Annotated in this window: 11 protein-coding genes; 3 read left to right on the top strand and 8 right to left on the bottom strand. The window is 68.6% G+C overall.

The genetic code is table 11. The features are described from left to right. Window positions 1-19 precede the first annotated feature (19 nt). Both ACZ7KI_RS01535 and ACZ7KI_RS01530 read left to right on the top strand, forming a co-directional pair. A complete protein-coding gene (locus ACZ7KI_RS01535; RefSeq protein WP_470271303.1) occupies window positions 20-1,567 on the top strand; it encodes a sensor histidine kinase in 1,548 nt (515 codons plus the stop codon). Further along, window positions 1,564-2,226, top strand: coding sequence for a response regulator (locus ACZ7KI_RS01530; protein WP_470271302.1), 663 nt, complete (start codon window positions 1,564-1,566; stop codon window positions 2,224-2,226). The genes ACZ7KI_RS01535 and ACZ7KI_RS01530 overlap by 4 nt, the downstream gene beginning before the upstream one ends. Window positions 2,227-2,235: 9 nt before the next feature. Here ACZ7KI_RS01530 and ACZ7KI_RS01525 read toward each other — a convergent pair whose 3' ends face one another. After that, entirely contained in the window at window positions 2,236-3,555 is a 1,320-nt protein-coding gene (locus tag ACZ7KI_RS01525; RefSeq protein WP_470271301.1) for an aminotransferase-like domain-containing protein, read from the bottom strand. 344 nt (window positions 3,556-3,899) lie between these two features. Between ACZ7KI_RS01525 and ACZ7KI_RS01520 the strand changes: the two genes are divergently transcribed. Beyond that, on the top strand, window positions 3,900-4,712 hold the full coding sequence (locus ACZ7KI_RS01520) for an AfsR/SARP family transcriptional regulator (protein ID WP_470271439.1): 813 nt from the start codon (window positions 3,900-3,902) through the stop codon (window positions 4,710-4,712). 101 nt (window positions 4,713-4,813) lie between these two features. Here ACZ7KI_RS01520 and ACZ7KI_RS01515 read toward each other — a convergent pair whose 3' ends face one another. Genes ACZ7KI_RS01515 through ACZ7KI_RS01485 form a run of 7 tightly spaced genes read right to left on the bottom strand, consistent with a single transcriptional unit; the run spans window position 4,814 to window position 11,842 of the window. After that, window positions 4,814-5,068 carry an acyl carrier protein gene (locus ACZ7KI_RS01515; RefSeq protein WP_470271300.1) on the bottom strand — a complete coding sequence of 85 codons (255 nt, stop codon included), beginning with the start codon at window positions 5,066-5,068 and terminating at the stop codon, window positions 4,814-4,816. Between the two features lie 27 nt (window positions 5,069-5,095). Then, window positions 5,096-6,358, bottom strand: coding sequence for a ketosynthase chain-length factor (locus tag ACZ7KI_RS01510; RefSeq protein ID WP_470271299.1), 1,263 nt, complete (start codon window positions 6,356-6,358; stop codon window positions 5,096-5,098). Next, window positions 6,355-7,629, bottom strand: a complete 1,275-nt coding sequence (locus ACZ7KI_RS01505; protein WP_470271298.1) for a beta-ketoacyl-[acyl-carrier-protein] synthase family protein — start codon at window positions 7,627-7,629, stop codon at window positions 6,355-6,357. The genes ACZ7KI_RS01510 and ACZ7KI_RS01505 overlap by 4 nt, the downstream gene beginning before the upstream one ends. A 17-nt stretch (window positions 7,630-7,646) precedes the next feature. After that, window positions 7,647-8,657 (bottom strand): class I SAM-dependent methyltransferase, encoded by a 1,011-nt coding sequence (locus tag ACZ7KI_RS01500; protein ID WP_470271297.1) that lies wholly within the window; start codon window positions 8,655-8,657, stop codon window positions 7,647-7,649. A gap of 28 nt (window positions 8,658-8,685) precedes the next feature. Further along, the gene (locus ACZ7KI_RS01495; RefSeq protein WP_470271296.1) at window positions 8,686-9,459 is read right to left on the bottom strand and encodes a cyclase family protein; all 774 of its coding nucleotides are present in this window, start codon (window positions 9,457-9,459) and stop codon (window positions 8,686-8,688) included. Between the two features lie 41 nt (window positions 9,460-9,500). Continuing rightward, entirely contained in the window at window positions 9,501-10,244 is a 744-nt protein-coding gene (locus ACZ7KI_RS01490; RefSeq protein WP_470271295.1) for an SDR family oxidoreductase, read from the bottom strand. Next, window positions 10,241-11,842, bottom strand: a complete 1,602-nt coding sequence (locus ACZ7KI_RS01485) for an FAD-dependent oxidoreductase (protein WP_470271294.1) — start codon at window positions 11,840-11,842, stop codon at window positions 10,241-10,243. Before ACZ7KI_RS01485 ends, ACZ7KI_RS01490 begins: the two co-directional genes overlap by 4 nt. Window positions 11,843-11,934: the final 92 nt, after the last annotated feature.

Below are 11,934 nucleotides of genomic sequence, written 5' to 3'. Positions count from 1 at the left end.
TGGTCACGCGGAGGTGGCGATGGGTGCTCGGGGTTCACTGGCCCGTCAGCTCCTCGTGTGGCAACTAGTAGTCGTCACCTGCCTACTGTGCGCGGTGGGCGTGCTGGCCGTCGTCCAGGCGGGGAGCAACTTCCGCACGACCGAGGGACGCCGGGCGCTTTCCGTCGCGGAGAGTGTCGCCGCGCAGGGTGTCGTGGGCGACCTCGAGAACGGCCCGTTCGAACTGAACGCGCCCGCGGAGACCGCCCGGAGCCTCTCCGGAGTGGACTTCGTGGTGATCGCGGGAGCGGACCGCTACGTGCTCGCGTCACCGGATCCGGGTCAGTTGCGGACGCTGTTCGACATCGGGGACAGCACTGTCCTCTCTGGACGGTCCTGGGTCGGTGAACTCGACGGTTCGATCGTGGCGCACGTCCCGGTGCTCGACGAAAAGGGCGGCAAGGTGGTCCGCATGGTCGCGGCGGGCTCGAAGTCGCCCGGTTTCTTCGCGGGCGTGCTCGACTCGCCGGACAACGCCCTGCGGGTGCTGGGTGTCGCGCTGGTGATCGGGGTGAGCGGTTCGCTGCTGCTGGCGCGGCGCGTGAAGAACCAGACACTCGGCCTGGAACCGCACGAGATCACCGCACTGGTGGAAAACCGGGAGGCGCTCCTGCACGGCATCAAGGAAGGCGTCGTCGGCCTGGACCCGCAACACCGGATCACCCTGGTGAACGATCAGGCCCGCGAACTGCTGGCGTTGCCGGAGGACGCGGTCGGCCGGTCGGTGGAGGATCTCGACCTCAACGAGCGGATCCGCGACCTGCTCACCGGCCGGGCGACCGGTGCCGACCAGATCGTGTTGCGGCAAGGGAAGGTGCTGACCCTGAACCGGATGCCGATCGACGTGCGCGGCGCCGTCGTGACTTTGCGAGATCGCACCGATCTGATGACCCTGCGGGACGAACTCGACGCCAGCAGGCACGCCACCGACACGTTGCGGGCGCAGGCGCACGAGTTCAGCAACCGGCTGCACACCATCTCCGGGCTGCTGGAACTCGGGGAGTACGACGAGGTTCGCGGCTACGTCAGCCGGATCAGTTCGGCACAGGGAGAGTGGCGTGCGGAGGTCGGCTCGCGGATCGGCGACCCGGCGGTGGCGGCGCTGCTGATCGCGAAGGCGTCGCTCGCCGCGGAACGCGGCGTCGGGCTGCGGATGGCCCCGGACAGCGAACTGGACCGCGTCGAGGACGGGTTGTCCACGGATTTGGTGACGGTGCTGGGAAATCTCGTCGACAACGCCTTGGACGCGCTGAGTTCTCACATGCGGCGTGGCGAACAGGGCTGGATCGAGGTCGGCGTGTGGCAGGAGGATGACGAAGTGCGTGTGGAGGTCCGTGATTCCGGGCCCGGTGTCGCCCCGGAGATCGCCGAGGAAGTGTTCGAACACGGCTTCACCACGAAGGCGGCCGCGCACGGTCAGCGTGGTCTCGGGCTGGCGCTGATCCGGCAGGCGTGCGTCCGGCGGGGTGGTTCGGTCGAGGTGCACAACTCCGGCGGCGCGGTGTTCACGGCAAGGCTTCCGCGATGATCCGGGTCCTCGTCGTCGACGACGATTTCATGGTCGCGAAAGTCCACAGTGGATACGTCGCGCGCACTGACGGGTTCGCCGTCGTCGGGGTCGCGCACACCGGCGCCGACGCGCTCCGGCTGGCGCGGGAACTGAAACCGGACCTGGTGCTGCTGGACGTCTATCTTCCCGACCTGGACGGGCTTTCGGTACTGCGGGAACTGCGCGCCACCGAGGACGTCGACGTCATCCTGATCACCGCCGCGACCGACGTGGAAACCGTGCGGCAGGCGATGCGAGGCGGGGTCCTGCACTACCTGATCAAGCCGTTCGAGTACGCGTCCCTGCGGGACCAGCTCACCCATTTCGCGTCGCTGCACCAGCGGCTGGACCGGCTGGCCGAGGCCGGGCAGGCCGACGTCGACCAGGTCTTCGGTGCCCGGCCGAGCGCGAAACCCGTGCTGCCCAAGGGACTCACCGCCGAAACCGCGCGACTGGTGGAGACCGCGCTGCGCGGCGCGCCGGGCGGGATGTCCGCGAGCGAATGCGCCGAGGCGACCGGCGTCGCGCGAGTGAGCGCGCGGCGGTACCTGGAGCATTTCGTGGCGACCGGGAAGGCCGAGGTGAACCTCAAGTACGGCGGCACGGGCCGCCCCGAACGGCGCTACCTGTGGAGCTGACCCCTCGAGTCACTCGGCGGACGGAGGCTCTGCGGGTGAAGACGCCTCGATGAAGCCTGCCAGCCGTCGGATGCCCTCGCCCAGTTCGTCCCGGGTCAGGGAACTGAAGCCGAGCCGGATGACGTTCGCCCCGCCGTCGCCGACGTAGAACATGCGCATCGGCGCCCACGCCACCCCGTGATCGCGGGCGGAGGTCTCCAACGCCGCGTAGCCGGCGTCGAACGGCACTTCCAGGAGCAGGAAGAATCCGCCGCCTGGCACGTTCCAGCGCACCCGGTGCCGGGCGTACTCCGCCCGCGGGAAATGCTCTTCCAGGCAGCGCAACGTCGTTTCGAGATGCCCGACATAGAGGTCGGCGAGCTCACGGGTGGCCTTGCGCAGACTGTGTCCCGCTTCGGCGAGCAGCCCGCCGATCATGGCCTGCGAGACGCCCGCGGTGTTCACCGTGAACATGCTCTTGACCTTGGCCAGCTCCTCGGCGAACGGCCTGGGTTCGCCGGTGCCGCCGAGGACCGGCTGATCGGCGACGAGATAGCCGACCCGGGCGCCGGGGAACGCGGTCTTGGCGAAGGAGCCCAGGTAGATCACCCGCTGCTCGGTGTCGAGCGCCTTCAGTGTCGGGATCTCCTCGCCTTCCCGGCAGAAGAGCCCGTACGGGTTGTCTTCGAGGAGCAGCAGATCCTCGTCGCGGGCGACCTCCAGCAGCCGCCTCCGCGTGGCGAGGGAGAGTGAGTGCCCGGACGGGTTGGAGAAGTCGGCGGTCACGTAGCAGGCCACCGGCCTGCGGCCTGCCGCCCTGACCCGCCGTGCGACCTCGGCGACCGTCTCCGCTTCGAGCCCGTTCTCGCCCTCCGGTACCGGCTCGATGTCGATGTCGAGCAGCTTCGCCGCGCCGGCGATGCCGACATAGCAGGGTGACACGGTGAGCAGGACGTCGTCCGGTCCGGCGAACAGGCCGCGGAGCGCGATCATCATCGCCTCCTGGCAGCCGTGCGTGATGAGGATCGACTCCGGTGCGACGTGGATGTCCTCGTCCGCCTCCAGCATGCGGGCCACCGCGTCCCGGATCACGCCGTTGGTGGGGCCGTACTGGAACACCGCCTTCTTGACGCGTTCCTCGGGCAGTCCGCGCGCCAGCGAGTCTTCGACGAATCGGTCCAGGTAGCGGTGCAGGTCCGAGAACCCGAAGAAGCCCTCGTACGGCCTGCCGGAAGCGAACGACAGCGCCTTCGGGTAGCGGAAAGCCGTCTCGCTGAGCAGGCGCATCGAATCCATCCGCGGATCGGCGACGCCCGGATGCAGCCGGGACAGGTGGAGGCCAGAACTCATCGGTAGCCTTCTTTCAGAGCTGGACAGTGCGGATTCGGCTGAGTAGGGTCCCGGCGATTCGCCTCATTGCCCTCCAAAGTGACTCTTCCACGCTTCGCTGGAATGCGGGTATCGCAATACTCGAAGAGCAAAGTGACGCCAAGTGGTCCAGCTCACTCGCGCTGGTCTTTTCGAGTGAGCAGCCCGGTGTGCCGGGTCAAATCCTTGACCTGCACTGTCCGCGTTCGTATACATGGAAGAGGGTCATATATGGCCTTAATGGGGTCTTAATTAGGTATCGCTCCGGTTTCCCGATTAATCCGGATATCAATCATTTATTGAAATTTACTTGGGGGTTGACTTCAGTGCAAATCGACCTGCTCGGTCCTTTGGTGGCGCATCAGGCCGGTATTTCCTTCGTGCCGACGGCGGTGAAGCCGAAGAAGGTGCTGGCCCTGCTCGCGCTGAACGCGAACCGGTTCGTGCAGCTGCAGGCCATCGAGAACGAACTCTGGGGCACGACGCCCCCGAAGAGCGCGCTGACCACCATTCAGACCTACATCATGCAGATCCGGAAGCGGATGGACGCCGCACTTGACGGCGAAGGGCACAGGGCGAAGGACGTGCTGGTCACCGGTACCACCGGTTACCAGTTGCGGATCTCGCCACCCGATCTGGACCTCGCCCGTTACCAGGATCTCGTGGCCAGGGGCGAACTGGCGCTCATGTCGGGTGAGTATCACCAGGCGGCCTGCCTGTTCGCCGACGCGCTGGCGGTCTGGCGTGACGACGCGCTGGTCGACGTGCGGCACGGCCCTGCCATCGAAACCGAGGTACGGGAGCTCGAAGCCTCACGGACGCTCACCCTCGAGCGGCGGATCGAGGCGGAACTGCGGCTCGGCCAGCATTACGGCGTGCTGACCGAACTGACGGTGCTGACCAGGCGGCATCCCTTCAACGAGAATCTGCACGGTCAGTTCATGCGTGCACTGTATCGATCCGGGCGCAGGGCTGAAGCGCTTTCCCTTTACCGGCGGCTGCGGGAACGGTTCATCGACGAGCTGGGTATCGATCCTTCGCCCTGGTTGCGGGAGTTGCACCAGGTCGTCCTCAACTGCGACGACTACCGCGACGACGTGTTCTCGCCGGGAAACCCCGACGTGAAATCCGCTTGCTGAAAAGGACATTTCTGGCAGTTTTCGGTAATTCTTCAATGGGTGAATAAAGACGGCCATTCGGCGGAACTCCGATCACCCGGAGTCCCGCCGAATGGCTATCGCTATGCCGATTCGGTGCAGGCGCGTGCCTCGTTGACCCGGTCCAGCAGGAACCGGGGCGTCGTGGCCTCGGCCACGACGTCATCGGGGAGTGCGATCCCCATTTCACGTTCTATTCGGCCGACCGTGTTGAACAGGGCCAGCGAGTCGTAGCCGAGTTCTTCGAAGGGGGTGTCCAGAATGTCTCCATCGAGGTCGACGCCCTCCTCCTCACCGGCGCTTTCGCGGAGGATGGTGGTCAGTTCCCGCAGGTGCATCTCGTTCCTTTCTCGTGGTGAACGGGCTCAGCCCGCCCGGCGGAGCACCATCGCGGAGTTGAACCCGCCATGGCCTCTGGCGAGCACCACCGCGATCCGCGGCGCGGTCGCCCTCGGCTCGTCGCGGACGAGGTCGAGCAGGTCAGGCCATGCCGGGTGTCCGATGTGGATGGTCGGCGGGACGACGCCGTCCCGCAGCGAAAGCGCCGCCGTCGCCAGGTCGAGTGCCGCTCCGCCGGCGAGCAGCCGTCCGGTCGTCGTCTTGGGCGCGGTCACCGGGACGCCCCGCGGCCCGAACACGCCCGAGATGGCCTCGGCCTCGGCCGCGTCGGGCTCGGGGAGTCCGCTCGCGTCGGCGAACACGACGCCGACCTCGTCCGGCCGGATCCTGGCCCGGTCCAGCGCCAGCTCGATGGCCCGGCGCAGGGCGGGACCCCGGCCGGAGCCGGGCCGCGGGTCGAAGGTCGCGGCGTAGCCGGCTATTTCGCCGTAGTTCCAGGAAACACCTCTGGCCAGGGCGTCCGCCCGGTCTTCCAGCGTCAGCAACGCCCCGCCCTCACCGGGCACGTGACCGTTAGCGCGGCTGTCGAAGGGCAGGTAGCCCTCCGCCGGATCGTCGGCCGTGCTCAGCCCGCCCGACGCGATCATGCAGATCCAGCCCCAAGGACACAGTGAACCGTCGACCCCGCCGCTGACCATGAGCGACGTCCCGAGCCGCAGCCGCCGGACCGCCTTGGCGACCGCGTCGAGCCCGCCCGCCCCTTCGGCGACGACGGCGCCACTCGCGCCGCGGATACCGTGCCGGATGGAGATCTGCCCGGTGTTGACCGGGTAGAACCACGCGAAGGACTGGTACGCGCTGACGTAGGAACCGCCCTTGCTCCACAGCGCTTCGAGTTCTCGCTGGCCGAACTCGAAACCGCCACCCGAGGCCGCCGTCAGCACGCCGACGGCGTATTCCGGCAGTTCCCGGGGATCGGCGCCGGCATCGGCGAGTACCTCGTCCGCCGTGATGAGGGCGAGCCGGGTCATATGGTCGGTCTGCGGCAGCAGCCTGCCCGGCAGGTGCTGTTCGGCGACGATGTCCACCTGCCCGGCCAGCCGGGCCGAATAGCCGGTCGGGTCGAACCGGGTCACCGGCGCGATGCCGCTCTTCCCGGCCAACGTCGCGGACCAGTACTCCTCGACGCCCAGCCCCGTCGCGGCGACGACGCCGAGCCCGGTCACCACCGGGCGGACCGTCCGCAGGGTGCCGCCGCGCCCGGTGGCGGGTTCGGTCGCGGCGGTCATGACCGGAGCCGATCCGGTGCGGTCAGCACGATCGCGCTCTGGAAACCGCCGAAGCCGCTTCCGACACTGAGCGCGACGTCGACCCGCCGTTCCCTCGCCACCAGCGGTACGTAGTCGAGGTCGCAGGCGGGATCGGGTTCGTGCAGGTTCGCCGTCGGCGGGATGATCCCGTGTTCGATGGCGAGCGCGGACGCGGCGATCTCCAGCGAGCCGATCGCACCGAGCGAATGCCCGACCATGGACTTGATCGAGCTGATCGGGACCCGGTAGGCGTGTTCGCCGAGGGCGAGTTTGTACGCGCCCGTTTCGTGCCGGTCGTTCTGCTTGGTCGCCGAGCCATGGGCGTTGACGTACCCGAGGTCGCCCGGTTCCGTCCGCGCCCTCGCCATCGCACTGTGCACGGCGTCCGCCAGTTCACGGCCGTCGGGCCGCAGACCGGTCATGCTGAACGCGTTGCAGCGCGAGGCGTATCCGCCGATCTCGCAGTAGACGTGCGCGCCTCGCCGCAGCGCGTGTTCCCGTTCCTCGAGGACGAAGAACGCCGAGCCTTCGCCGAGGACGAACCCGTTGCGGGTCCGGTCGAACGGCCGGGACGCGGTGTCCGGTTCATCGTTGCGGGCGGTCGTCGCCTTGATCGCGTCGAAGCAGGCCGTGGTGATCGGCGAGATCGGTGCGTCGGACGCGCCGGCGATCATCACGTCGGCCGAGCCGTCCGCGATCTGGTCCGCGGCGTGCCCGATGACGTCGATCCCCGACGTGCACCCGGTCGACACCACGCCGACCGGCCCTTCGGCCTCGACGAGCCAGGCGACCTCCGCCGCCATGGACGACGGGACGAAGTAGTCGTACAGATGCGGCGAGCCGAGCGTTTCGTCCACCAGCCAGTTTCGGCCGCCCTCGCTGACCACGCCGTACTCGCGGTCGAGGCTCATCGTCAGCCCGACCGCGGTCCCGGTGAGCACTCCGGTGGACGGCGGGTCGAGCTCACCGAGCAGTCCGCTGTCCAGTACCGCTTCCCGCGCGGAGACCAGCGCGAACTGGGTCGCCCGGTCCCAGCGCCCGACGTCTTCCGGGGCCAGCCCGGCCGCGACCGGGTGGAAGTCGCATTCGGCGGCGACCCGGGACCGGAACGAACTCGCGTCGAACAGCGAGATCGTCCGGGTGGCGGTCCGGCCCGCGGTCAGCAGTTCCCAGAACTGCTTGGTGCCGATCCCGCCGGGAGCGACGACGCCGATCCCGGTCATCACCACTCTTCGTTCCTCGGGGTGCATTGGCTCTCCTCGCCCGGTCAGGCCTTCTCGGCGACGAAGACGGTGTGCTGTGCCTTCGGCCCGGTGAACATCCGTGTCCCGGTGAACCCGCTCGCCGCGAGCATCCGCTCGTAGGTCTCGATCGAATGCGTCTCCCCGTCGTGGGTCTGCACGAGCATGCTGACCGAGAACAGGAACGGCATCGGCGTTTCAGCCGGGTCCGCACCGTCGGGGAAGGTGTGGCCGACCACCGCGATGCGCCCGCCCGGTTTCACCGCGGTCGCCAGCCGTTTCACCAGCCCTGTCGCGGTCTCCTCGGCGAAGTGGTGCAGGACGTTGGTGAGCAGGACGAGGTCGTACGGTCCGCCGAGCGGGACCGTGAACATGTCGCCGGGAATCTCTTCGAGCCGGTCCGCCAGGCCGAACCGTTCGGCGTTGCGCCTGGTGTGCGGCAGGACGTTGGGCCAGTCCAGACCCCAGATGCGGGCCCGCGGTTCACGGCGGGCGAAGGAGAAGCCGTACGACCCGTGACTGCACGCGACGTCGAGGACGTCGACGCTCTCGCGCTCCTTCGCCCACGGCACCAGCTGGTCGGCGAGCAGCTCCGCGGCACCGTTGTTGAACCAGGTGGTGTGCTCGGCGAAGTCCTCCCAGTAGTCCAGATCCGGGGTGAGGTAGTGCTCGTCGAGTACGGTGCCGCCCTTGCGGACCGAGTCGGTGAGCCGCTTCTGCGCGTCCCACTCCCAGTCGCTCGCGCCGAGCCGCACGGCACCACCGAAGTACTGCGGGCTCGACGTCGGCAGGTAGTCCTCGCCGCCGTCCGCCAGCCGGTAGCCGGTGCCCGCCTTGGTCAGCAGCCCGATCGCGACCAACCCGTCGAGCAGGATCCGCAGCGCCCGCGCGTCGACGCCCAAGGTGGTGGCGATCGCGGCCGGTTCGGCCGGGCCGGTGGTCATCGTGTCGAACAGCCGCAGCTCGATCGCGGTGCGCAGCATGGCCGTCTTCAGGTAGCCGCGCGAGATCTCGTGCAGGGTCTGCTTGGTGATCATGGTCGCCTTTCTTGGGCTACTGGGAGGTTCAGGACTCGACGAGGGCGGCGGCACGCGTCCAGCCGGCTCCGGCGCCGGCGATCTTCACCGGCAGGCAAAGCACGGTGAAGCCGGTCGCCGCGGGGAGAGCGGCGAGGTTGGCCAGCCGCTCGATCTGGCAGTACTCGCGGCGGCGTCCGGCGAAATGCGCCGGCCACAGCACGTTCTTGTCGCCGGTGCGCCGGTACTCGCCGATCATGTGGCCGAACGGCGCGTCCAGGCTGAACGCGTCGGTGCCGATCACCCGCACACCGAGGTCCAGCAGGAGCTCGGTCGCCGGACCGTCGAGGCCGGTGAAATCGGTGAAGTACTTCGGGGTCCCGGAGAACTCGTCGGCGCCGAACCGCAGCAGGACGATCTCGCCGGGGCGCGGCCGGTGCCCGATCTCCTCGAAGGCCTCTTCGAGACGCCGGACGCCGACCGTGCCGACAGGTTCCTCGCTCAGGTCCAGCAGCACGCCGGGGCCGACGAACCAGTCGAGGGGGAGTTCGTCGATATGGCGTGGCCTGCCGTAAGCGGCTTTCGTGCCGTAGTGCGACGGCGCGTCCACGTGGGTGCCGGTGTGGGTGGTCAGGGTGAGGGTGTCCAGGGACAGCAGTTCGCCGTCCGGCAGGTCGGCCGGGTCGAAGTCGATGCCGAACTTCTCCGCCATCGACTCGGCCATATGGCGCCCGCCCGCTTCAGGCGAGAGGATCCGGTGTTCGACCGGATCGGGTTCCCATTGCCCGGCGTCGACCGGGGTGGACAGGTCGATGATCCGCATACGTCTCCTCTTCGTTCGGGGGATGGCTTGATTTCCCGTGTTCAGGCGAGCAGGGAGAGCCCGCCGTCCACGGTGAGCACCTGGCCGCGCAGCGCCGCGGCCTCCGCTTGGCACAGCAGGAAAACGGCGTCCGCCAGGTCTTCCCGGCAGGCCAGCCGCCCGGTCGGCGTGCGGAGCGCGACCATCGCGGAGATCGGGTCGTCGCCCTGTTCCGCCCGCTCGTCGAGCTTGCCGCCGGCGACCGCGTTCACCGTGACGCCGCGCGCCGCGAGATCGACGGCGAGGTAACGGACCAGGTTCTCGAGCGCCGCCTTGGCCATGCCGAGCCCGACGTAGCCGGGGATCACCGACCGCGCGCCCAGACTGGAAACGACGACGATCCGCCCACCGGTCACCGGGAACAGGTCGGTGAGTTTCTTGATGCCGTGGAGGAACGGTCCGAGGGCGACCCGCATATCCGCCGCGCAGGAATCCGCGTCGAGCGCGGAGGCGGGCATCGGGTGGTAGGTCGCGGCGTTGTGCACGAAAATGTCGAGGCCGCCGTGCTTTTCCCGGATTCCGTCCAGCAGGTCGTCGACCTCGGGTGCGGCGCCGAGGTCCGCCCGGACCGACGTCACCTTTCCCGGCAGGGTGGACAGTTCGCGGACCACGGCCGCCGCGCCGCTCTCGTCCCGGGCGTTGGCGATGACGACCTCGCAGCCGTCGGCCGCGAGTTTCCGCGTGATCGCCAGGCCGAGGCCCCGGTTCCCGCCGGTGACGACGGCGAGTTTTCCGCGCAGGCTCATCGGTTCGCCTTCGGTCGCAGGTGAACCCGGTCCAGTACGGAAGTCAGGTCCGTGTCCGCGAGCCTGCCGCGGGCGGCGAGGTAACCGTCCGGTCTGATCAGCAGGAAGTCGCCTTCGTCGGCGTCCAAGCCGGTGCGCAGGAGGTTCCCCGGATCGGCGAGCCGGTTCGGAAACTGGTCCACTGTGGACACCGCAAGCACGGATACCGCGCTCCGGTATCCGTCGTCGAGCTCGGCCAGTGCACGTCCGATGCCCGTCTCGGCACCCGGGAACGCCAGCAGGATCCAACGCGGGTCGGCGAGTTCGGCGCACAACGCCCGCCAACCGGGAGAGGCCTGTTCGGTCTCGGCGGAGCAGCCGATTCGGTCACCCGCCTGCAGCACGTCCGCCGCTTCGATTCCCTGGCTCAGCGGGCTTTCCCGGTAGTTGAGGGCGAGCCCGGACATTCCGCGCAGGATCTTGCGTTCGATCTTGCGCCGCAACGGGGTGACCCGCTTCACCACGCCGAGTCCCAGCGGGAGCAGCACGGGTGCGGCGAAGTTGCGCAACGCGATGAGCGCGGTCGCGGTCTTGGTCGAGCCCAGCAGGACTTCGCCCACCGGGACCCGCTCGGCCCCGTAACTGTCCAAAAGCGGCTCTTCGGCCTCGCCGCGGACGACCTGCGCCAGCTTCCAGCCGAGGTTGTGCGCGTCCTGGATGCCGGTGTTCATTCCCTGACCGGAGGCCGGGCTGTGCACGTGCGCCGCGTCCCCGGCGACGAAGCAACGGCCGGACCGCATGGCCGGGATCATCCGCTGTTGGATGGTGAACGCCGAAACCCAAGTCGGGGTCGAGACCCGCACCGGCTTTCCCAACGCGCGCTTCAGTTTCTCGGCGAACCGGGCACCGACGGCCTCGTAGTCTTCGGCGTTGTCGACGTCGATGGTGTCCAGGAGCCGCCACTTGCCCGGTGCGGCGAACGGGACCAGCAGGACGGTGCCGTTCCCGGTGTGCAGCCAGTGCAGGCTGTCCCTCGGCAGGTCGAGGTCGATCATCGCGTCCGCGACCAGCCAGGTCTCGGTGGAGTCGCCGAGCAGTTTCAGCCCGAGGCTCCGGCGGACGAAGCTGTGCGCGCCGTCGGCGCCGACGACCCACGGAACGGTGAGCTCTTCGGTGCCGCCTTCCCCGCTCATCAGGACGGTGGCGCCGTTCTCGTCCTGGTCGAGCCCGGTCACCTCGCGGGACCATTCGACGTCGACCCCGAGTTCGCTCAGTTTCTTGCGGAGCACCTCTTCGGTGAACACCTGGTCTATCTGAAGGGTGAACGGGAACCTGGTCGGCAGTTCCGAATAGTCGGTCCCGAGTCGCGCCAGCATCCGCCCGCCGCGGTGCATCGAGAAGTGCCCGACCCGCTGCCCGCGGGCCAGGAGTTCGTCCAGCACGCCCATCTGGTGGTAGACCTCGAGGGTCCGCGCGTGTGTCGCGGTGGCGCGGCTGGTGGGCGCCGGCCCGTCCGCCCGGTCCACCACCCGGACGCCGACCCCCCGGCGGCGCAGTTCGTGCGCGACGGTCAACCCCACCGGTCCCGCTCCGACGACGAGTACATCGACCGCGTCCATCACGTTCCTCCAATCGGCATGACGCCAGCCTCACCGCAGCTGCTCTAATCCGGGCACAACGGCGGTGGAAGGCGGCGTTCGGTCGTTCGACC

It is taken from the genome of Amycolatopsis sp. NPDC039088 (assembly GCF_055598845.1).
The sequence above is the reverse complement of the archived record's forward strand: the minus strand, read 5'-3'. Positions and strand labels throughout refer to the sequence as shown.